The sequence below is a fragment of the Ornithinimicrobium pratense genome, assembly GCF_008843165.1.
Classification (GTDB): domain Bacteria; phylum Actinomycetota; class Actinomycetes; order Actinomycetales; family Dermatophilaceae; genus Ornithinicoccus; species Ornithinicoccus pratensis.
Genome location: NZ_CP044427.1, coordinates 319,905 through 340,837 on the forward strand (window position 1 = coordinate 319,905; position 20,933 = coordinate 340,837).

23 protein-coding genes and 1 tRNA gene are annotated in these 20,933 nt (G+C 70.6%); 11 read left to right on the forward strand and 13 right to left on the reverse strand.

Features of this window, described 5'->3' with window-relative positions:
* Positions 1–2 precede the first annotated feature (2 nt).
* The 3 genes from FY030_RS01450 (at position 3) to FY030_RS01460 (ending at position 2,183) form a co-directional block, all read left to right on the forward strand.
* The gene (locus FY030_RS01450; RefSeq protein ID WP_158059967.1) at positions 3–677 is read left to right on the forward strand and encodes a lysophospholipid acyltransferase family protein; all 675 of its coding nucleotides are present in this window, start codon (positions 3–5) and stop codon (positions 675–677) included.
* Between the two features lie 249 nt (positions 678–926).
* Positions 927–1,553 carry a recombination mediator RecR gene (gene recR, locus FY030_RS01455; RefSeq protein ID WP_158059968.1) on the forward strand — a complete coding sequence of 209 codons (627 nt, stop codon included), beginning with the start codon at positions 927–929 and terminating at the stop codon, positions 1,551–1,553.
* 51 nt (positions 1,554–1,604) lie between these two features.
* The gene (locus FY030_RS01460) at positions 1,605–2,183 is read left to right on the forward strand and encodes a DUF5063 domain-containing protein (RefSeq protein WP_158059969.1); all 579 of its coding nucleotides are present in this window, start codon (positions 1,605–1,607) and stop codon (positions 2,181–2,183) included.
* A 98-nt stretch (positions 2,184–2,281) separates the two neighbouring features.
* On the opposite strand, the gene FY030_RS01465 is transcribed toward FY030_RS01460, so the two are convergent.
* From FY030_RS01465 to FY030_RS01505, 9 genes are all read right to left on the reverse strand, one after another.
* Complete coding sequence (locus FY030_RS01465) at positions 2,282–2,683, reverse strand: hypothetical protein (RefSeq protein ID WP_158059970.1); 402 nt, start codon at positions 2,681–2,683, stop codon at positions 2,282–2,284.
* Between the two features lie 65 nt (positions 2,684–2,748).
* Positions 2,749–3,117 (reverse strand): cation:proton antiporter, encoded by a 369-nt coding sequence (locus tag FY030_RS01470; protein WP_158059971.1) that lies wholly within the window; start codon positions 3,115–3,117, stop codon positions 2,749–2,751.
* Positions 3,117–3,377, reverse strand: coding sequence for an MrpF/PhaF family protein (locus tag FY030_RS01475; RefSeq protein WP_158059972.1), 261 nt, complete (start codon positions 3,375–3,377; stop codon positions 3,117–3,119). Before FY030_RS01475 ends, FY030_RS01470 begins: the two co-directional genes overlap by 1 nt.
* The gene (locus FY030_RS01480) at positions 3,374–3,727 is read right to left on the reverse strand and encodes a Na+/H+ antiporter subunit E (RefSeq protein ID WP_158059973.1); all 354 of its coding nucleotides are present in this window, start codon (positions 3,725–3,727) and stop codon (positions 3,374–3,376) included. Before FY030_RS01480 ends, FY030_RS01475 begins: the two co-directional genes overlap by 4 nt.
* On the reverse strand, positions 3,724–5,232 hold the full coding sequence (locus FY030_RS01485; RefSeq protein WP_158059974.1) for a monovalent cation/H+ antiporter subunit D family protein: 1,509 nt from the start codon (positions 5,230–5,232) through the stop codon (positions 3,724–3,726). The genes FY030_RS01480 and FY030_RS01485 overlap by 4 nt, the downstream gene beginning before the upstream one ends.
* Positions 5,229–5,561 carry a sodium:proton antiporter gene (locus FY030_RS01490; protein WP_158059975.1) on the reverse strand — a complete coding sequence of 111 codons (333 nt, stop codon included), beginning with the start codon at positions 5,559–5,561 and terminating at the stop codon, positions 5,229–5,231. The genes FY030_RS01485 and FY030_RS01490 overlap by 4 nt, the downstream gene beginning before the upstream one ends.
* The gene (gene mbhE, locus FY030_RS01495; protein ID WP_158059976.1) at positions 5,561–8,359 is read right to left on the reverse strand and encodes a hydrogen gas-evolving membrane-bound hydrogenase subunit E; all 2,799 of its coding nucleotides are present in this window, start codon (positions 8,357–8,359) and stop codon (positions 5,561–5,563) included. Before mbhE ends, FY030_RS01490 begins: the two co-directional genes overlap by 1 nt.
* Positions 8,360–8,467: 108 nt before the next feature.
* Positions 8,468–9,856, reverse strand: coding sequence for an L-serine ammonia-lyase (locus tag FY030_RS01500; protein ID WP_158059977.1), 1,389 nt, complete (start codon positions 9,854–9,856; stop codon positions 8,468–8,470).
* Positions 9,857–10,062: 206 nt separating this feature from the next.
* Positions 10,063–10,701, reverse strand: coding sequence for a hypothetical protein (locus tag FY030_RS01505; RefSeq protein ID WP_158059978.1), 639 nt, complete (start codon positions 10,699–10,701; stop codon positions 10,063–10,065).
* 164 nt (positions 10,702–10,865) lie between these two features.
* On the opposite strand from FY030_RS01505, the gene FY030_RS01510 reads away from it, so the two are divergent.
* Together FY030_RS01510 and FY030_RS01515 are read left to right on the forward strand one after the other, a co-directional pair.
* Positions 10,866–11,432 carry a CGNR zinc finger domain-containing protein gene (locus FY030_RS01510; RefSeq protein ID WP_158059979.1) on the forward strand — a complete coding sequence of 189 codons (567 nt, stop codon included), beginning with the start codon at positions 10,866–10,868 and terminating at the stop codon, positions 11,430–11,432.
* Positions 11,429–12,067, forward strand: coding sequence for a LysE family translocator (locus FY030_RS01515; RefSeq protein ID WP_202879741.1), 639 nt, complete (start codon positions 11,429–11,431; stop codon positions 12,065–12,067). Before FY030_RS01510 ends, FY030_RS01515 begins: the two co-directional genes overlap by 4 nt.
* 97 nt (positions 12,068–12,164) lie before the next feature.
* Here the strand turns inward: FY030_RS01515 and FY030_RS01520 are convergent.
* Positions 12,165–12,241, reverse strand: a tRNA-Pro gene (locus tag FY030_RS01520).
* 96 nt (positions 12,242–12,337) lie between these two features.
* Positions 12,338–13,291 (reverse strand): metallophosphoesterase, encoded by a 954-nt coding sequence (locus tag FY030_RS01525; protein ID WP_158059980.1) that lies wholly within the window; start codon positions 13,289–13,291, stop codon positions 12,338–12,340.
* 131 nt (positions 13,292–13,422) lie between these two features.
* Between FY030_RS01525 and FY030_RS01530 the strand changes: the two genes are divergently transcribed.
* Complete coding sequence (locus FY030_RS01530) at positions 13,423–13,887, forward strand: GatB/YqeY domain-containing protein (protein ID WP_158059981.1); 465 nt, start codon at positions 13,423–13,425, stop codon at positions 13,885–13,887.
* A gap of 13 nt (positions 13,888–13,900) precedes the next feature.
* Here the strand turns inward: FY030_RS01530 and FY030_RS01535 are convergent, their stop codons facing one another.
* The gene (locus FY030_RS01535; protein WP_158059982.1) at positions 13,901–16,606 is read right to left on the reverse strand and encodes a transglycosylase domain-containing protein; all 2,706 of its coding nucleotides are present in this window, start codon (positions 16,604–16,606) and stop codon (positions 13,901–13,903) included.
* Positions 16,607–16,654: 48 nt separating this feature from the next.
* Positions 16,655–17,443, reverse strand: a complete 789-nt coding sequence (locus tag FY030_RS01540) for an alpha/beta hydrolase family protein (protein WP_158059983.1) — start codon at positions 17,441–17,443, stop codon at positions 16,655–16,657.
* 92 nt (positions 17,444–17,535) lie between these two features.
* On the opposite strand from FY030_RS01540, the gene FY030_RS01545 reads away from it, so the two are divergent.
* The 5 genes from FY030_RS01545 (at position 17,536) to FY030_RS01565 (ending at position 20,924) form a co-directional block, all read left to right on the forward strand.
* Complete coding sequence (locus FY030_RS01545; RefSeq protein ID WP_131103473.1) at positions 17,536–17,700, forward strand: Sp36 family protein; 165 nt, start codon at positions 17,536–17,538, stop codon at positions 17,698–17,700.
* A gap of 4 nt (positions 17,701–17,704) precedes the next feature.
* A complete protein-coding gene (locus FY030_RS01550) occupies positions 17,705–18,196 on the forward strand; it encodes a RidA family protein (protein ID WP_158059984.1) in 492 nt (163 codons plus the stop codon).
* A gap of 5 nt (positions 18,197–18,201) precedes the next feature.
* The gene (locus FY030_RS01555; protein WP_202879742.1) at positions 18,202–19,140 is read left to right on the forward strand and encodes an NUDIX hydrolase; all 939 of its coding nucleotides are present in this window, start codon (positions 18,202–18,204) and stop codon (positions 19,138–19,140) included.
* On the forward strand, positions 19,140–20,000 hold the full coding sequence (locus FY030_RS01560) for an MBL fold metallo-hydrolase (RefSeq protein ID WP_158059985.1): 861 nt from the start codon (positions 19,140–19,142) through the stop codon (positions 19,998–20,000). The genes FY030_RS01555 and FY030_RS01560 overlap by 1 nt, the downstream gene beginning before the upstream one ends.
* Before the next feature lie 639 nt (positions 20,001–20,639).
* Positions 20,640–20,924: a DUF1540 domain-containing protein gene (locus tag FY030_RS01565; protein ID WP_158059986.1), complete on the forward strand. Its 285-nt coding sequence runs from the start codon at positions 20,640–20,642 to the stop codon at positions 20,922–20,924.
* The last annotated feature ends 9 nt before the right edge of the window (positions 20,925–20,933 follow it).

Consider the following 20,933-nt stretch of genomic DNA (forward strand, 5'->3'; position numbering starts at 1 on the left):
GCATGATCTACGAGCTGCTTCACCCCATCGCTACCCCGCTGGCCACCGTCATCTGGCGACCCGAGGTCGTGGGCACGGAGCACGTGCCTGCGGAAGGCCCGGTGATCCTGGCCAGCAACCACCTGTCGTTCGTCGACAGCGTGGTCATCCCGCTCACGGCTCCCCGGCAGGTCGCCTTCCTCGCCAAGGCCGAGTACTTCACCGGCACCGGCCTCAAGGGCTGGATCAGCCGCGAGTGGTTCCAGGGAGTGGGCTCGATCCCGGTGGACCGGGACGACACCCGCGCCGCTCAAAAGTCGTTGGACCTGGCCCTGGCGCACCTGCTCGAGGGCGGCGCCTTCGGCATCTACCCCGAGGGCACCCGGTCCCGCGACGGACGGCTCTACCGCGGGCGGACGGGGATGGCCTGGCTTGCCTTGCAGGCACAGTGCCCCATCGTGCCCGTCGCCCTATCCGGCACGCGGGACATCATGCCGGTCGGGTCCAAGCTGCCCCGTCGGGCCAAGGTCCGGGTCGAGTTCGGTGCCCCGATCGAGGTCGCGGGACGCTTCGAGGATGGGCCGCAGGGCCGGGCCCGGCGCGAGCTCACCGACGAGGTGATGGCCGCTATCCTGGCGATGAGCGGCCAGGAGTGGGCCGGTGAGTACAACCAGCGCGCCCCCGAGACGCCGGCGTGAGCAGGGGCCCGGGCCTCTTCGACTTCGACGGGACGCCTGCCGACACGGTGCCGTTCATCCTCGCCTCCTGCCGCCATGCCCTCACCGCGCCGGATCGCCTGGTGCCCCAGGCGCAACCTGGTCCACCATGACACCCTGATCGCCACTGCCCGGGGGCTGCCAACCTGCTCACCGGACTGCTGGACCGGCAGGTCCCCGTCGGGGTGGTCTGTCGGGGTCTGTCCCCCGGAGCGCCTAGAGTGGTCTGCTGTGTATGAAGGCGTGGTGCAGGACCTGATCGACGAGCTCGGTCGACTCCCCGGTGTCGGTCCCAAGGGTGCCCAGCGCATCGCCTTCCACCTGCTCACCGCGGACCCGGAGGACATCACCCGGCTGGCGGAGGCCCTGCTGCAGATCCGCGAGAAGATCAGCTTCTGCGAGGTGTGCGGCAACGTCGCGGAGGCCCAGCGCTGCCGGATCTGCCTGGACGAGCGCCGTGACCCCGGGGTGATCTGCGTGGTCGAGCAGAGCCAGGACGTGGCCGCGATCGAGCGCACCCGCGAGTTCCGTGGGCGCTACCACGTGCTCGGCGGCGCCATCAACCCGATCGGGGGCGTGGGCCCGGAGGACCTGCGCCTGCGCGAGCTGGTGGCCCGCCTCGCGGACGGTGCGGTCGGCGAGGTCATCATCGCCACCGACCCCGACCTGGAGGGTGAGGCCACGGCCACCTATCTGACCCGGTTGCTGGCGCCCTACGAGGAGGTCATGGTGAGCCGGCTCGCCTCCGGCCTGCCGGTGGGCGGGGACCTGGAGTATGCCGACGAGGTCACCCTCGGCCGGGCCTTCGAGGGCCGCCGACAGGTCTCTGGGCAGACCCCCTCGCCGGCCACCCGCTGACGGGAGCCCGATGCCGTCCCTTCCCTGTCCCTGAGGTCTAGGGTGGGGGCCATGAGCGAGCCCGTTGAGGAGGATGAGGGCTGGGAGCAGCAGGCCGCCCTGATGCACGCCGAGGTGGAGGCCTACTTCGCCGCGCTGGAGCAGGTGGCGTCCGGGGCCGCCGCCGAGACCGCGCTGCCGCTGCTCCTGCTCTCCGTAGGGCAGCTGTGCGCCGCCGGTGCCCGGGTGGGTGCTCTCGTCGACGTCGTGCCGGTCGAGCGCTTCGAGCCTGACGCCGGCCCTGACACCGATCTGGAGGCAGTCCGAGAGGGCCTGCACATGCTGCTGGGCGGGCTGGACGACTACTGCGACGTCGAGGACCCGGTCATCTCCACCGGGGTCGTCCCGGGCTCGTTGTCTGCCGACCTGGTCTCGGTCGCCGCGGACCTGTCCCACGGACGCACGCACTATCTGGAGGGTCGGGTCACCGAGGCGATGTGGTGGTGGCAGTTCAGCTACCTGTCGTCGTGGGGGGAGCGCGCCTCCGCGGCCTTGCGGGTGCTGTTGACCCTGCTCGCGCACGTGCGGTTGGACGCCGACGACGAGCAGGTGATGGAGGCCGAGCTGGCCGCCCTGCACTCGCCCGGCTGACCGGTGGCGACGGCCTGCGGAGAGGCCTCACCTCGGGCAGGGTGAACCCTGACTGAGTCCTTGACCCGCGACGGGCCAGCCGGCAGAGGGCCGGGAACTCAAGAGACCCCTCCAGAGGACCCGGCGCGGCGGAGCAGGACTGCCAGGCCAAGGCCCCCGAAGAGTAGTGCGCCAGCGATACCGACGGTGATCTGCGCAGTCGCGGAGATCTGCGGGAAGCCGGACTCGGGAAGCGCCGATGGGTCGAACGCGATGACGACCGCACCTGCGGCGAACCCCAGACCCAGCAGCAGGAGGCCTGCGCCCGCGACCCGCACCCGGGCGACCTCACCGAGGTCGAGCACCTGCGTGAGTCCTGTCGCGAGGGCCGCGAGGGCCAGGAAGGACACGACGGTGGCAAGAGGCCGCGCCTCCGGGATCACGATGACGGCGAACACGGCCAGCACGAGGAGAGTCGCGCTGACCAGCACGCGACGCAGGCCGGGTCGTTGTCTGTTCACGGCCCTACAGTCGCACGCCGGGTGGAGAAGTCGGCGGCACGGGATACATCCTGGGACAGGCGGGCCTAGCGGTCCCGGCCGGGGGTCTGCCCCTCCGGCCGGCTGGCGACGGCACCGAGGTGGGCCACCGAGTCCAGGTCCGTGCCCGAGGCGAAGTGCTGGCGGCGCAGGACGGCGGCCCGGGCGATCGCGGTTGCCCCGATGACCGAGGTGGTGACCTGCAGCAGGATCGCCACCATCGCCTTGATCGCGTTCGCCAGGGTCGGGTCCTGCAGGGCTACCCCCAGGACGATGAAGGCGACGCCGATCCCGGCCGCGGTGCCGATCGCGGAGATCCGGGTAAAGACGTCCGGCAGCCGCAGCAGCCCCAGACCGGCGATGCAGAAGACCACCGTGCCGACGGCGATGAGGACGCTGGAGACCACGGTGAGCATCAGCGGGCTCCTCGCGTCAGGGCCCGGGCGAGGGAGACCGCGGACAGGAAGGCGACGAGGGTGGCCACGAGGACCAGATCCAGGGTCCCCATGCTGCCCAGCCGCATGCCGGTGACCGCGATGAGCCCCACCACCGAGTAGGTCAGCAGGTCCGCCGCCGCGACCCGGTCGGCATCCGTGGGCCCGGCCGCGATGCGATAGACCCCGGCGAGTGCGGCCAGCGAGAGGCCGGCCACGGCGATCACGATGACGTAGGTCACGTCCTGTCCCCTCGTCCCGGGAAGGCGCGCAGCATCCGCGCTTCCATGTCGGCCAGCTCGTCCCGCGCCTGCTCGTTGCTGGCGTGCTGCATCGAGTGCACCAGCAGGTAGCGCTCGCCCGCCTCCTGCACCACACCGAGGGTCAGGGTGCCCGGGGTCAGGGTGATCAGCCCGCCGAAGATCGCGACCTGCCAGTCCCGGGTCGAGGCCAGAGGAATCTGGACGACCCGCAGAGGGTGGCGCAATTCTCTGGTCAGGATATTGCTGAGAACCGAGCCGGAGGAGTGCAGGACCTGGTAGACGTACCAGACCAGAAAGCCGGGGAACCTGGCGAGGGAGGTAAGGGTCACGGTGCCAGGACCGCCTCGACATACCCGGTGGTGTCGAGCAGACCCTCAGCGGCCGTCATGGACAAACCGTAGAGGACCTCACCACCCAGACCCAGGCTGAGCGTCACCACTGCCAGCGCCGCCCCAGGCACGACCATGCCGGGAGGGATGCGCAGCCGGCGTGCGGCGCGGATGCGGGCCGAGGGCTGGCTGGCCTCGTCGCTGGTGTGGCTGGCGAAGACGGCGTCCCAGATCTTCAGCATCGACATCAGGGTGATGAGGCTGACCATCAGGGCGGCCACCGCCACCCACAGGTGTCCGGCGTCCACGGTGGCCACGATGAGCGTCAGCTTGGCCACGAAGCCAGAGAAGGGAGGAAGGCCGGCCAGGGACAGGGCAGCGAAGAGGAAGCTGGCCGCGACGACCGGCTCACGTCTGATCCGAGCCTTGAGCTGGCTGAGCTCGTTGGTGCCGTAGTGCTCCTCGATGGCGCCGGTGGACAGGAAGAGCGAGGCCTTGACGATCATGTGGTGCAGCAGGTAGAAGATGCCTGCGGCCAGGCCGGCTGGCGTGAAGAGTGCGACGCCCAGCAGGATGTAGCCGATCTGGCTGACCATGTGGAAGGCGAGGATAGACCGGGTCGTCCTCTCGCCGACGGCGCCCATCACCCCGACAACCATCGTCAGCGTGAACAGCACCAGACCGATCCACAGGTAGCGCGTGTCTCCGTCGAAGAGGACCGCGTAGATCCGGTAGATGGCGTAGATGGCCACCTTGGTGTGCAGCCCGGAGAACAGGGCAGTCATGGCCGGCGAGGTGGATGGGTAGGTGCGGGCGAGCCAACCGTGGGTCGGCACCACGGCGGCCTTCATGCACAGGGCCGCGAGAACCACGCCGCCGGCGATTGCCACCAGGTGGTCCTCGGCGGCCGCCCCGGCCAGCTCAGCCAGGTTGACCGTGCCGGTCACGCCGTAGATCAGAGCTACGCCGATGAGGAAGACGGTGGAGACGAAGAGGTTGAAGGCGACGTAGAGGCGCGAGCCGACGTGGGAGCGGAAGGTGCCCTGCTGCCGCCGGGCCAGGATGAACAGCCCGTAGGTGGGCAGCAGCATGACCTCGATGAAGACGAAGAGGTTGAACAGGTCACCAGTGAGGAGCGCCCCGTTGACCCCCGCGACCAACCCCAGCGTCAACGGGACGAAGAGGCGTACCCGCCCGGGGTGGGAGGCCAACGCGAAGCCGGCGCAGGTCAGGGCGAGCAGGCTGGTGACCACAAGCATGAGCGCGGAGAGCATGTCCGCCACGAACGGGATGGCGATCCCGCCCTGCCAGCCACCCACCCCGTGGGCGATGACCCGGCCGTCGCGCAGGGTGCCGACCAGCAGGGCCGAGAGCACGAGCTGGGTGAGCAGAGCGACCATGAGCAGCAGCCGGGGCCACAGCCACCGCGCTGGCGCGGCCGCGGTCAGGCCCGCGAGGGTCAGGGGCGCGGCGACGTAGAGGGGGAGCAGGGAGGCCAGGGTCATGAGGTCTCCTCCTGCGCGGACTGGCCTTCACCCTCGGCGTCCTGCCGACGACCGGTCACCGACAGCGACAGCATGTAGATCGTGATCGCGAAGGCGATGACGATCGCGGTCAGCACGAACGCCTGGGGCAGGGCGTCGGCGGTGGTGGCGGGGTCGGGGGCTGAGCCCAGGGGCTCGCCCCGGCGCTGGATCCCACCGGCGCTGAAGAGCAGGAGGTTGGCGGCGTGGCTGAGCAGGACGAAGCCGAGGATGGTGCGCAGGTAGTCACGCTGGAGCAGCAGGTACAGCGCACCCGCGGTCAGGGCGCCGACGGTCAGGGCCAGGATCATCAGCGGTCACCTCCGTCGACGTCGGCAGGTGGTGCTGTGTCGGCCGGATGGACCGTGCTCGGGCTGAGCACCGAGTCGGCGGTGGCCGACACCGCCGGCTGGTCCCGTCCGAGCAGCCGCACGGCCGCCAGGATGACGCCGAGGACGCCGAGGTAGACACCAACGTCGAAGATCAGGGCGGTGGTCAGGTGTTGTCCCCCGAGGTAGGCGTGCAGCGGGCGCAGGAACGAACCGTCAGCGAAACCGAGCAGGCCGCTGCCGACCGCCACCAGGATGCCGGACCCGGCGATGGCAAGATAGGGCAGCCGCATCCAGCGGCTGTCGTCGCTGGCGCTGGACAGGTAGGCCAGGGCGAGCGCGGAGGCGCCGACGAGGGCGCCGATGAAGCCGCCACCGGGGGCGTTGTGGCCCCGCAGCAGGACGTAGAACGAGCCGACGATCATCACCGGCTGTAGGACCCGGCCGAAAGTGGTGAGGAAGATCGCGTTGGCGTAGGGATCGGCAAGGGTCGACAGGCGCAGCGTCGGGGTCGGCTCGTGGACCAGGGCCCGGGCCTGGATGAGGGCGTAGATCGACAGTGCGGCGATAGCCAGCACGACGAGCTCACCAAAGGTGTCCAGGGCCCGGTAGTCGACCAGGATGGTGTTGACCACGTTGGTGCCGCCCGTGTCGGCCTCGGCGTTGCGCAGGAAGTACTCCCCGGCCGGGGACAGGTCGCGGTGGCCGGTCAGGGTCAGGGTGGCCAGGGTGGCAGCGGTCCCGCCCCCGAGGGCAATGAGCGCGGTGAGCGCCCGGCGCCGGCGTCCAGGAGTGGCCAGCATGCGTCGGCCGAGCCGGTTGATGACCAGCACCATGATGACCACGGTGAGGATCTCCACCAGCATCTGGGTCAGAGCAACGTCGGCGGCGCCGAGGGAGTAGAACCACAGCGCGACGGCGAACCCGACGATGCCGGTGGACAGGACCGCGGTCAGTCGGTGCCGGGCGGTGACGACGGCCAGGAGGCCGATGGCCACCACGCACAACAGCACCACGTCGAAGGGCTCGGTGCGCTGAGCTCCGGGCATCCCGTGCCAGGTCAGCGGCAGCAGGACCGCGCCAATGCCGAGGGCGACAGCCGGGATCCCGAGGTGGACCGAGATCGCGTCGCTGCGGGTCAGATCACCCACGCGGCGACCCGCGGCGATGGTGCCGGCGAGCAGGCGCTGGGTGATCTGCACACCGGTGAACGGCAGCAGCGGCCGCTCCACCAGCTCCAGATGCCGGCGGACCCACATGGCCAAACCCACGCCGCCGGCCACTGCGACCAGGGAGAGGAGCAGAGGTGTGTTCACGCCATGCCACAGCGCCAGGTAACCCACCTGGTCGGCGCCCACGCCCGCTGCGACGGCCGCCGAGGGGAGGATGATCGGCTCCAGGACGGGGACCGCCAGGCCCAGGATCAGCCCACCCAGGGCGGTGGTCGCGATCGCCACCACCATGGGCCGGGTGCCCTCCCGGACGGGCTCGCTGACGACCGAGCCGGGCAGGGTGTTGAAGATCATGCTGGCGCTGTAGCCGACGGTGAGGACCGCACCCAGGGTGAGGATCCCGGCCACCAGCCACCCGCTCGGTCCCTCCAGCGCGGCCTCCAGGATCAGCTCCTTGCTGACGAAGCCAAGCAGCGGCAGCACCCCTGCCATGCTGGCCGCGGCCAGGATGATCATCGCCGAGTCCCACGGGGTGCTGCGGGCCAGCCCCCACAGGTCGTTGATGTGGCGGCTGCCGAAGCGCTTCTCCAACAGGCCGATGTGCATGAAGGCCGCTGCCTTGAAGAGGGCGTGGGCCACGACGTGGGTGCTCGCCGCCAGCATGGCCAGGGGGGTGCCCACGCCGATGATGACGACGAGAAGACCCAGCTGGCTGACGGTCGAGTAGGCCAGCAACTGCTTGAGGTCGTGCTTCTGCAGTGCGAAGGCCCCGCCCATCACGGTGGTGATGAGGCCGACGGTGATCAGCAGCGCCGACCAGACGGGGGAGTTCGCGGCGGCCGCGGCGAAGAGCATCAGCAGGTAGATTCCGGCCTTCACCATGGCAGCTGCGTGCAGGTAGGCGCTCACCGGGGCGGGAGCGACCATCGCGTCCGGGAGCCAGGAGTGGAAGGGGAACTGCGCGGACTTGGTCATGGCGGCGACCGCGACCAGCACGGCGACCGTTCCAGCGAAGACCGGGTCCTGCGACCAGGCGGGGTGGCTCAGGGCCTCCGTGAGGTTGGTTGTGCCCGTCGTGCTCCACAGGGTCGCCACGGCACCGAGCAGGCACAACCCGCCCCCGACGGTGATCAGGAGCGTCCTGGTGGCCGGAGCAGCAGCCTCCGGTGAGGAGCGCAGGATGAGCAGGTAGGAGCACAGCGTGGTCAGCTCCCACGCCACGTAGAGCAGGACGATGTCGTCGGCCAGCACCAGCAGCATCATGCTGGCGGCGAAGAACGTCATCAGGGTGTAGAAGGCGCTGGGTGTCTGCTCCTTGAGGTAGCCAGCCGAGTAGGCCATGACCACGGCGCCGATGATCAGGACGACCAAAGAGAAGAGGAACGACAACCCGTCCAGGCGCAGGCTCAGCATGATGTCCGCGGAGGGGATCCACGGGACCACCTGCTCCAGGCGTTCCCCGGGCGTATGCAGGGACGCGAGCAGCCCTGCGCACCCCAGCAAGGCCGCCGCCAGCACCCACCCGGCTGACCGCCCCATGACTCGGGCTAGCACCGGGGCGAGGGCGACCACGAGGGTTACCGCCACGAGCACGTGCAGGAGCGACACCGGTCAACCTTCCGGGTAGGGGCAGGGCAAACCTACCAAGTGCCCAAGGTCCAACTACGCACCGCTTGTCGGTCGCGGCACGCGGCAAGCAGGTGCCGTTGTCCGGACTCAGCACTCGGTGACGTTGACGGCCAGCCCGCCCAACGAGGTCTCCTTGTACTTCTCGTGCATGTCCCGGCCGGTGTCCGCCATCGTGCGCAGCACCTGGTCGAGGCTGACGAAGTGCTCCCCGTCGCCGTGGAGCGCCAGCCGGACCGCGTTGATCGCCTTGATCGAACCCATCGCGTTGCGCTCGATGCAGGGAATCTGCACTAGGCCCCCGATGGGGTCGCAGGTCAGGCCAAGATTGTGCTCGATGCCGATCTCCGCGGCGTTCTCGACCTGCTGCGGGGTGCCGCCCATCACCTCGCACAGACCGGCGGCAGCCATCGCGCTGGCGGAGCCCACCTCGCCCTGGCAGCCGACCTCGGCGCCGGAGATGGAGGCGTTCATCTTGCACAGCATCCCGATGGCAGCCGCCGTGAGCAGGACCCGGACGACGGCGTCGTCCTCGCTGCCGTGGCTGTCGTCGTGCCACCAGCGGGTGTAGTAATGCAGGACCGAGGGGATGATCCCGGCCGCGCCATTGGTCGGCGCAGTCACGACTCGGCCACCCCCGGCGTTCTCCTCGTTGACCGCCAGGGCGTAGAGGTTGGCCCAGTCGGAGGGGCCGATCGACGGGTCGTCGGCCATCGCCCTGAGCCTGCGCGCCATCCCGGGGGCACGCCGGCCCACCTGCAGACCGCCGGGAAGCACACCCTCGGTGCGGCAGCCGGCATCGACGCATTCCTGCATCACCGCCCACACCCGCAGCAGGTAGTCACGCACCTCCTGCTCCGGGCGCCAGGTCAGCTCATTGGCCAGCACCACGTCGCTGACCCGCAGGTCGTGGCGCAGGCAGATGTCCAGCAACTCCTCACCAGTGGTGAACGGGTAGGGCACCTGGGTGGTGTCCTCGACGAGCCGGTCGGCCTCCAGAGCGGCCTCGTCGACGACGAACCCGCCCCCGACGGAGTAGTAGGTGCCCTCGGTCAGCACGTCGTCCTCGCCGCCGTTGCCATAGGCGGTGAACCGCATGCCGTTGCTGTGGCCGGGCAGGTAGACCCCCCGGCGCAGCACCACGTCCTGGTCCACGTCCAGCGACACGGTATGTCGTCCGCCCAGGTGCAGTGTGCCGCTCTCCCGGGAGCGGTCCAGGACGGTCAGGGCAAGAGCGATGTCGACCGTCTCCGGGTCCTCGCCCATCAGCCCCAGCAGGACCGCACGGTCGGAGCCGTGCCCTCGCCCCGTGGCACCCAGCGAGCCGAACAGCTCGGTCCTGACGCGGCATACCCGGTCCAGCTCGCCCGCCTCCTGCAGCGCGGCGACGAAGAGCGCGGCGGCCCGCATGGGGCCGACCGTGTGCGAGGAGGAGGGACCGATGCCGATGGAGTAGAGGTCGAACACGCTGAGCGTCACGCCACCCAGGGTGGCACACGTCGCAGCCTGGCCAGCAGCCCCGCATGGCGGTCCCGATCGGCTTGTCGCGACGGGCCTCGTGAGGGCTTCTGCTGATCGGAGTCCTGATCCCCAAAAAGCGAGTAGCGCCCCTGTATGGGGTCTCCTTTCCGGTGTCGGTGTCGGTGTCGATGTCGATGTCGTGCCTCGGTCCCTGGAGGACTGGCCTATGAGTGCCCCCAGCGAGTAAGGAGCTCCTCGATCGCGTCGAGCTCGCCGCGTTCGTGCCAGGCGAGGCGGCGGGCAAGTTTCGTCGAGGTCCACAGCTCACCGCGGTGCTGGGCGAGGGCGTCTCGTGGCATCGTGGCGAGTGTGGCCCGTAGATGGGTGGAAGAGTCCCGAAGCTCGGTCAGGAGCTCACCAGCGCGTGGCCGTGCGGGGAGCCCGAGGGAGGGCAGGTAGTACCGCGATTCGGTGTCCGTGATGTGCCAGAGCATCTGCCGAATCGTGCGCCACCGCGCATAGGACGGCAGCTCTCTGGCGTGATCGTCATGATCGAGCACGTCCTGCGGCAGGGACGTGAACAGGGTGATGGCGCGGTCCCGCTGCACCCGCAGGATGGCCAGCGTCGCGTCCAGCTCATCATCGCGCAGCGTCTCTTGATCGCGGTTGAAAGCCTGCTCATCGCCACGGATGGTCTCGATGATCCTCGAGGGGCCGAAGTGCGCGGTAAACCTCGCGTGTGCGTCCTCCGCCGTCATGGCTTGGATGCAGCGGCCCCACAACTCCAGGTCGAAGGACCAGGCCGCCGCGGCATCGTCGAACGCCATACCGGCCCCCGTCTCGATGAACACCTCCCGGGTCATGACGGCTCGTAGGCGGCCCTCTGCGCACGGCAGAACGGACCTGCATACCCCCTTGGTGCGTGCCTGGCGCCTCTGCTCATCGATGTCATCCTTGCACCGCAGCTAGAGCTGCGTTGCGGTAATGGTTTTTGCGCGTCTTCCCGTTCGGCTGTCAGGGTGGGGTGATGACGTCCTGGACCTGGCTTGGGGACCACCTCGCTGTCGACTTCGCGAACACTGTCCGTGAGGTCGGCGGGGCGATGGTCGACCTCATCCCCACCGTCGATGACTTCACCGGATGGTTGGGCGAAGAGGCCCAGCGGCTGCCCCAGCTGGAGGAGCTGAGCGAGGACGGTCTACGGGATCTGCGCCAGCTCAGAGACAGCATCCTGTCCCTGCTGCACGCGGCCACCGCGGGCGGTGAGCTTCCAGCCCCGGCGGTAACGTTGGTCAACGACGCAGTATTTAAGGCTGCGACCACCCGGACCCTGATCGGAGTTGGCCAGACCCAGGCCGTCCCGGCCTGTTCAGACCCGGTGATGGCCCTGCGCGGGATGCTGGCCGCTGCGGCCATCGATCTGCTTGCCCGCGAGGATCTGGCCAACCTCGCTCTGTGCCGGGCCCCCGGGTGCGGCCAGTTCTTCCACCGGGCTCGTCCCAACCAGCGGTGGTGCAGCCCTGGGTGCGGCAACCGGGCCCGGGTTGACCGTCACCGCCACCGCCAAGCCAGACCCGCCGGGCAGGAGCCGTGAGCCAAGCGTTGCTGGCCATCGACTGGGTGCCGTTCTTCGTCGTGATGACGCTGGCCTACGTGATACCTGGGCCTGACTTCGTGATCATCCTGAAGTCAGCCACCCGCCACTGGCGTCACGGTGTGCTGGCCGCCGTGGGTGCCCAGACCGGATTGGCCGTGCATATGCTGCTTGCCGCCGGCGGACTGTCCGCCATCCTGTCCCGCCAACCAGAGGTCCTGGACCTGATCCGGGTGGTCGGCGGGCTCTATCTGGTCTACCTCGGCACCCGCCTGCTCTGCTCGGACGGCCGCGAGCACTCCGACCAGCACCGCGCCGGGCACCCGTTCCTGGCCGGACTTCTGACCAACCTGCTCAACCCCAAAGCGCTCTTGTTCTTCGTCAGCATCCTTCCGCAGTTCATCTCCCCGGAACACTCGATCCCCGTTCAGGTCCTCGTCCTGGGCATGGTCGACGTCCTCTACGGGTTGCTGCCCTGGGTCGCGGTTATCGTGCTCGGCTCACGGCTCGGACTCCTGCTGGCCCAACCCCGGCGACGCAAACTCTGGGACCGAACCACCGGATGCCTCCTCGCCGGCATCGGCGCCTGGCTCACCCTCCCCGGCGTTGAGAGACTTCTGCCTTTGGCCAACTAACGACGTTTCGACGCGCACGCCCACTGGCCGGTGATGCCCACGCGGGACAAGAAACCGACCCTGACCGCGTTTCCGCGGGTCAGGGTCGGTTTCCTGGTGGTCGGGGTGACAGGATTTGAACCTGCGGCCTCTTCGTCCCGAACGAAGCGCGCTACCAAGCTGCGCCACACCCCGTGTCCGGCCCGGTCCAGTGGACCGGGCAGCGTCCGCAAGGATAACCCACGCCGCCGGGCTGGCCTAAATCCGGCGTCGGCCGGCCGCCGAGCGAACCTAGCGGGCGGTCGGTGAGGCGCCTGGCGTCAGCGTCAGCAGCGTGGCCTCGGGGCGGCAGCAGAACCGGAACGGCGTGTAGGGGTTGCCGCCCAGACCCGCCGAGACGTGCAGCCACGCGGCTCCCGGGGGAGCCGGTGAGGAGGGGGTCGACCCGGCCCCGGGCCACCAGCGCGACACCCCCCGGGCGCGGGAGGTGTCCAGGTCGCAGTTGGTCACCAACGCTCCGTAACCGGGCACCCGCAGCTGCCCACCGTGGGTGTGGCCGGCGATGAGCAGGCCCGCGCCGTCGGAAGCCATCGCGTCCAGCACCCGCTGGTAGGGGGCGTGCGTGACGCCGACGGTCAGGGCGGCGTCGGGGGAGGCGGGCGCCGAGACCGAGGCGTAGTTGTCCCGTCCCAGGTGGGCGTCGTCGGTGCCGACCAGCTCCAGGGGTACGCCGTGGACGTCGAGCAGGGTGCGCCGGTGCGTCAGGTCGATCCAGCCCCGCTCGGTGAGCCCGTCCACCAGGTCCTGGGTCGGCAGCACCAGCGGCGTCAGCTCGGCGCCCTTCTTGTGCGAGTCGGTGAAGTAGCGCAGCGGGTTCTTCCGGGTGGGCGGGTAGTAGTCGTTGGACCCGAGCACGAAGGCCCCTGGCCTGTCGAGGAGTCCGCTATAGGCCTCCAGGGCCGCGGGGACGGCGTCCATCGCAGCCAGGTGGTCGCCGGTGTGCAGCACCAGGTCCGGCTCCAGCTCTGCCAGCTCACGGACCCAGGTGCGCTTGCGCTCCTGGGTGGGCACCAGGTGCAGGTCGGACAGGTGGAGCACGCGCAGCCTGGGTGAGCCGGCCGGCAGGCAGGGCACCTCACGGTGGCGCAGTGCGAACCAGCGCGGCTCGACCCACGTCGCGTAGGCGGCTGCACCCACCGCCGCACCGCCCCCCAGGCCAAGCGTGCGCCATACCCCAGAGATCATGCGCCTGATCTTTCCAGGCGGTCAGGTCACGCGTTCTCTCGGGCCTTCTGCCGTGTCCTGTCGGTCTCCGGCGTGTTCTGTGGGGCTCTTCTGCGTGTTCTGTCGGAGGGGTGCGGTGGGAGACTGGGGGGATGAGCGAGCAGACCGGACTGAAGGCCACCCTCCAGGCGCACCTCACCGAGGCGATCCGTAGCAAGGACCGGGTGCGGGCGGGGACCCTACGGATGGCGCTCACTGCGATTACCACCGAGGAGGTCGCCGGCAAGGAGCACCGCGAGCTGTCCGAGGATGAGGTGCTGCGGGTGGTGAACAAGGAGGGCAAGAAGCGGCGGGAGGCTGCGGAGGCCTACCGGGATGCCCGCCGTCCCGAGCTGGCGGAGGCGGAGGAAGCCGAGCTGGTGGTACTGGAGGGGTACCTGCCTGCCCAGCTGTCCGACGCAGAGCTCGACAGCCTCGTGCGCGAGGCTGTCGCCGAGGCCGGGGTCAGCGACCTGCGGGGGATGGGCCAGGTCATGAAGGCGCTGCAGCCACGCATCGCTGGGCGGGCCGAGGGCGGCCGGGTCGCCGTGATCGTCAAGCGGGTGCTCGCCAGCTGAGGAGGGTCTGCTCTCACTCGTCGTCGTCCGGCGGCTCGGGGATACCGGGGTCGCCAGGCGGGTCGACGGGTTCACCAGGGTTGGTCGGCGGCGGCGCGGGCGCCGGCGCCGGCGAAGGTGAGGGCGAAGGTGAGGGCGACGGGGAGGGCGACGGGGAGGGAGACGGCGACGGCGAGGGCGAAGGGCTCGGAGCCGGCGGAGCAGGAGCCGGCTGCGGGGCAGGGCTCGGAGCCGGCTGCGGGGCAGGGCCCGGCTGCGGGGCGGACCGCGAGGCGGCCGCCGACGCTGAGCCGGAGGCGACGTGGAGCACGACCGGGTCGGCGGTCACGACCGAACTGCCCACGCCCGGGGTGGTGTAGACCACCTGACCCTCGGGCGCCCGGGAGGCGATCCGGGTGACGCTGGCCGTCAGGCCGGCCTCCTGCAGCCGCTCCCGCGCCTCGCGCACGTCCATGCCGACGACGTCGGGGATGCTCACCCGCTTGCCGGTGAGCAGCTCGGACGAGGGCGGGTCCCAGTCCTCCACCGGCAGGTCGCGGGAGGTCCAGTCCATAATCCGCTTCCACGTCGGCGCCGCCACAGAGGACCCGTAGAGCGGCCCGTCCACGACGATGTCCCCGATCCTCAGGTCCACCAGGGTCCCCTCGTAGCGGGCCGCGCCGGGGATGTTGCCGACGAAGACCGCGGTGGACAGCTGGGGGGTGAAGCCGGCGAACCAGGTGTGGCTGGCGTTGTTGTTGGTGCCGGTCTTGCCCGCGGCCGGACGCTCACCCTCAAGGACGGCCTTGTAGCCCGAACCCAGCGGATCGACGACGTCCTTGAGCAACTCGACCGCCCCGAGCGCGATGTCCTCATCGATCGCGCGACGGCACTCCTCGACCTGCAGCGGCAGCTCGTTGCCGTCAGCGTCCAAGACCCGGGTGACCGGCACCGGTGGGCAGTAGATGCCGCCCGAGGCGAAGGTGGCGTAGGAGGCGGCGACGGTCAGCGGGCTGGACCAGTCCGAACCCAGGACCAGCGAGGTCGCCAGTTTGCTGTCCGGGTTTCCCGGGTCCACGCCGTAGGTCTGACCGGAGGCGTTGGTCAGGCCCATCGTCGTCATCGTGTCGCCGATGTCGCAGGTGCCGACCTGGGAGGCCAGTGCGGCGAACGCGGTGTTGATCGACAGTGCCGTCGCGCGGCGCAGGGGGATCGTCTTCGGCATCTCGTTGTCGCCGGCGTTGCGGACGGTCCAGTGATCCTCGCCGATCGTGCAGCCCTCCTGGAAGTCCTCCGGGAAGAAGACCACGGCGTCGAAGACGTCGTCCGGGTCGTTGGGCCAGTCGGCCTGCGCCACCGGGTCGTCCGGGTCCTCCAGCCAGACGTTGCCCCACGTCGCTTTCTCCGGCTCGGGGATCGCCAGGTCACCCTCGATCGGCACGCCCTTCTCCAGAGCGTCCACCAGGGTGTACGCCTTGGCCACCGAGCCCAGCTCCATCCCGCCGGGACCGCCGTAGCGGGAGTCGACGTTCCAGTTCACCGAGGTCTCCCGGATCCGGTCCTGGGTCTCGTTGAGGGAGTACTTGCTGGACTGGTTGAAGGCCAGAATGTGCCCGGTGCCGGGCTCGACCACGCTGGCGGCCGAGGCCAGGTAGTACTCGTTGTCGAGCGGGGTCGCGTCCTGCAGCATCTCGTGCAGCTGGTCGGACAGCTCCAGGTCCAGGGTGGTCTCGACGGTCAGGCCGGCGGTGGTCAGGGTGGACCACCGCTCGTCCTGGGTGTCGCCCAGCGCCGGCTGCTCCATGAGCCAGGCCTCGACGTAGTCGCAGAAGTAGGGGTTGCGCGAGTTGAAGCAGGAGCGCTGGCTCTCGGTGACCTCGAGCATGTTCGCGACGGGCAGGTCCAGCGCCGCTTGGTACTGCCCGTCGGTGATCATCTCCAGCTCGTGCATCTTCGCCAGGACGAGGTCACGACGGGCCTGGGCGGCTTCCGGGTTGGACACCGGGTTGGTGGTGCTCGGCGTCTGCACCACCCCGGCGAGCAGCGCCGACTGGGCGATGGTGAGGTCAGCGGCGCTGGTGTCGAAGTAGAAGCGCGCAGCCGCCTCCACCCCGTAGGTGCGCTGGCCGAAGAAGGCGAGGTTGAGGTAGCCGGTGAGGATTTCGTCCTTGGTCAGCCGCTCCTCGAGGGTGATGGCGTACTTCAGCTCACGCAGCTTGCGGACGTAGCCGGGCATGCCGGTGCGGGCCTGGGCGGCGTCCCACGCCTCGGCGTTGCCCTCCCGCAGCGCCTGGTCCTGCAGCGCCAGCTTGATGTACTGCTGGGTCAGCGTCGAGCCACCCTGAGTGCTGTCGGTCGTGACGTTCTGGAAGACCGCGCGCCCCAGGCCCTCGACGTCCATGCCCCCGTGGTCGTAGAAGCGCTCGTCCTCGATCGCGACCTGCGCATGCTTCATCCACTCCGAGATGTCCTCGCTGCCCACGATGATCCGGTTCTGCTCGGCGGGCGTGGCCAGCACGGTGCCGTCCGCAGTGAGGATCCGGGACTGCTCGGCGAGGGGGTTCTGCTCCAGGTCGCCCGGGAGTCGTTCGAACATGCCCACGCCCTCGCGGGCGGCGATCCCGGCGACCCCCACGACAGGGGCGGCGAGACCGGCCCCGATGAACCCCATGAGCACGGAGACGGCGAGGAACACCCCCAGCAGGGACGTCACCCGGGCGACGGTGAGAGCAGAGCGCATAACACCACGGTACGGGAGTTTCCTGGCAGTTCTCGGCGCCCGCGCGTGTCACATGCGCCGCAGCAGGTCCTCAAGGCCGTCCAGCAGGGCGGCGTAGGGGGCCGCCTCGGGGTCGATCAGCGGGAAGTGGCCGACGCCGGGCAGCAAGGTCAGCCCGTCCCGGCCGGGAGTCGCGGCCTGCTCCCACCAGCTCCGTGAGACCGCCTCCGGCACCCGCTCGTCCGCGTCACCGTGCAGGACGAGCACGGGGTATGGGGTGGGCCCCAGCCGGGCCGGGTCGGCCCCGGCCCAGGCGTCCGGCACCTCCTCCGGCGGGAGCCCCATGAGGCCCCGCGCCGCGCCGTCGCCCAAGCCGAGCTCGTGCACGAGGTGCAGATCGAGGCAACCGGCCAGGGAGACCGCCCCGCGGACCCCCTGCGCCTCGGGCCGGTGCAGCAGCCAGACCGCCAGGTGGCCGCCGGCGGAGTGGCCCACCAACACGACTGGAGCCCCGGCGGCCTCGTCTCGCGCGAGCGCGGCCACGGCCGCGGCAACGTCCTCCCCGGTGGCTGGCCAGCCGCCACCGGGCATGCCCGGCCGGACGTACTCGACCAGCGCCGCCGCATACCCATCTCGGGCCAGGGCACCCGCCAGCGGGCGCAGGTGGGTGCGGTCCCATTCGGCCCGCCAGAACCCACCGTGGATCAGCGCTACCCAGGCACGGGGAAGGCCGGACGGCTCGTGCACCTCGTAGACCTGGTGTGCAGCCGGGCCGTAGGAGACGGTGCGTGCCGGTTCGGGGCCGGTGCGGTCCAGGACGGAACGGTCGTCGGCCGGGGGCGTGGATCCCTCGCTCATGGGTCCGTCCTACCACGGCCCGAGTGTGGATCACCTTCGGTGGTCCCGGACGGACGGGGCGTCCGCGCGGGCGGGCCTTGTAGGGTCGAGACATGACGAACCAGCAGTGGGAATACGCCACCGTCCCTCTTCTCATCCACGCCACCAAGCAGATCCTCGACCAGTGGGGCGAGGACGGCTGGGAACTCGTCCAGGTCGTGCCTGGCCCCGGCGAGGGCAGCAACCTGGTTGCCTACCTCAAGCGCCCGAAGGGTTGATCGCGTGAGCACCGAGAGTGCGCCGAGCGGGGTCGAGCAGCGCCTGGCCGACCTGGGCCTGAGGGTTCCCGAGGTCGTCGCACCGGTGGCGGCCTACGTGCCGGCCGTGCGCCACGGCGACCTGGTGTTCACCTCCGGCCAGCTGCCCTTCGTCGACGGCAAGCTGCCGGCGACGGGCAAGGTCGGCGAGGGGGAGGATCTGGTCAGCCCGGAGGAGGCCGCCCGGCTGGCCGGCATCTGCGCCCTCAACGCCATTGCCGCGGTGCGCGCCCAGGTGGGTGACCTGGACCGGGTGACGCGGGTGGTCAAGGTCGTCGGGTTCGTGGCCAGCGACCCCGCCTTCACCGGGCAGCCGGCAGTCATCAACGGCGCCTCCGAGCTGCTGGGCCAGGCCTTCGGCGACGCGGGCGTGCACGCCCGTTCGGCCGTCGGTGTCGCGGTGCTGCCCATGGACACCCCCGTCGAGGTGGAGATCGTCGTCGCCGTCGGCGACTGATCTGCGTGCCCGAGCCGACCGCGGACCTGAGCTTTCCTGGCCAGCCGGCCGCATACCGCGACTTCGTCCTGCCGCCGCCCGTCGACCGGCACTCCCAGGAGTGGCTGGACATCCCGCAGGAGCAGCGCACGGTGGCCGTGCCGCGCGCCTCGGCGACGGTGATGCTGCTGCGCGAGCCGCACGGGCGGGCGGGCCAGGGGCCGCCGGAGGTGTTCGTGCTGCGCCGGGTGCTCGGCATGCCGTTCGCACCCGGGATGATCGCCTTCCCCGGCGGCGGCGTCGACCCCCGCGACGCCGACCCCGACCTGCCGTGGGCCGGTCCCGGGCCGCAGCGCTGGGCGGAGCGGCTGGCGACGGATGAGGCGACGGCGCGCGAGCTGGTCTGCGCGGCGGCCCGCGAGCTGTTCGAGGAGTGCGGGGTGCTCATCGCCGGACCCGGCGCCGGCGAGCTGGTCGAGGACCTCACCGGCCCGGAGTGGCGGCGGGAGCGGGATGCGTTGCTGGACCGCTCCCAGGGCTTCGCCGAGCTGCTGACCCGGCGGGGTCTGGTGCTGCGCACCGACCTGCTGTCGCTGCGCGCCCACTGGACCACCCCGGTGTGCGAGCCGCGACGCTACGACACTCGTTTCTTCGCCGCGCGGCTGCCGCGGGGACAGCGGGCCGACGATGCGACCAGTGAGGCGGAGAGCGCCCGCTGGGACGACCCGGCGTCCCTGCTGGCCGCGCAGGCCGAGGGAGCGGAGATCCTGCTGCCCCCGACCCAGGTGATGATCGAACAGCTCGCGCAGGTGCGGGACGTCGAGGCCTGGCTGGCCCAGGACGTCCCGGTCCACCGCGTCCAGCCCTGGCCCGCCTGGCGGGACGGCCGGCTGTGGATGCGCTCGCCGGTCGGGCCCGACGGGCACGGGCTGCCGGGGTCGAGAGCACCGGAAGGGCTGGGCTGATGCGGCCGGTCGGTCCGGCGGACCCGTCCTGGCGGGGCGGGCCGTGGGGGGATCGCACGCACGCCGTGTTGTGCCCCAACCCCTCCCCGATGACCCTCGAGGGCACCAACACCTGGGTGCTCGCCGAGCCCGGCAGCGAGGCGGTCGTCGTCGTCGACCCCGGTCCGCTGCACGAGGAGCACCTGCAGTCGGTGCTGCGGCACGTGCGTGACCGCGGCGCCCGGGTCACCCTCACCTTGCTCACCCACGGGCATGCCGACCACGCGGAGTCGGCGGACCGTTGGGCCGAGTTGACCGCTGCCCCGGTCCGCGCCGTCGGCCGCGGCCACGACGATCTCACTGAGGGCGAGCTGCTGCGGGTGGGCGGGCTGGAGCTCCTGGTGGTCCCCACACCCGGCCACACCGCCGACTCAGTCTCCTTCCTGCTGCCGGCCGAGCAGGTGCTGCTCACCGGGGACACCGTGCTGGGGCGGGGGACCACGGTGGTGGCCTACCCGGATGGCGACCTCACCTCATACCTGGAGTCCCTGCAGCGGCTGCGCGACCTGACCGGCTCCGGCGCGGCGGCCAGCATCGCCCCCGGCCACGGGCCGGTCGTGCCGGACGCCGCCGGGACGGTCGAGCACTACTGGGAGCACCGTCATCAGCGGCTGGACCAGGTCCGCGACGCGGTGCGGGCGCTGCACGCGCCCGGCGGCGCCGATGCCTTCCCCCACGCCTCCCGCGACCTGGCGGACCTGGTCGTCGAGCGGGTGTACGCCGACGTCCCCCGCGCCGTCTGGCCGGCGGCCCGCCTCTCGGTGCTGGCCCAGCTGGACTACCTGGGCCACCTCGACCATCCCGCACCGGACGCCGGTTGATCCCGCGCGGGACGTCGGCAAGCCCCGCGCCGGACGTCGACAGCCCCGCACCCAACGCCCGAGAACCGCATTGCCGTTCGGTGAGCGCGGAACAGGCCGGCGATGCCGGCCAGACTCGGCACGATGCGCCACGTCCTGGTCACCCGAGGCGCATGATCAGGCGGTGGCGCGCCACGACTCGTTCAGGACCAAGCGGTCGGTGAGGAGCACACGGAGACCGGCCTCTCGGGTGCGCCTCGATGATCTCATCGCGAGATGGTGAGGAGCGGGAGCCCCCGGTGGACCTCCGCCGAGACGTGGGGCCTGTGGGGAATCGAGGCCGCCGGGATTGGCCGGGGCCGGCCCAGACCACCCTCGACTTCGACAGGTGGGTATGGCTCGACGACAGCGGCCGCTGCCAGTGGGCGCCTGGACGTGACCGCCAGCCAGGCCCGCGCCACAGGCGAGACTTCCTGTCCGCGACCGGAAGGACTGCGGAGCCTGGGGTGATCGGAAGAGCTGTTCGGCCCACGGCTAGTGCCACATTCTCGCGCGCGGCCCGGGGATCAGCTGCAGGCCGATCGGCCAACTCTGACTTGCGTGCAGTGACCAAGGTCACCGGAGCACAGTGGGGAGGATCAACCACGCAAGGAGTCAGACATGACTGCTCTGGCGACGGTGGCCGACTGCACGGTCACCCAGTGTTCCTTCAACCACGACGGCTCCGCCGACGCGATTACCGTCGGCGCCAACGGCTCCGAGGCGCCCTGCACCACGCTCATCTCCCTCGACGAGCGTGGCGGGCTGCCGACCGCGTCGGCCCACGTCGGCGCCTGCCAGCGCATCGACTGCACCCACAACGAGCACCTGATGTGCGCGGCCCCCTCGGTGATGATCGGGTCAGGCCCCGACACCGCGGACTGTCTCACCTTCCAGCCCGCCTGACGGCACGGC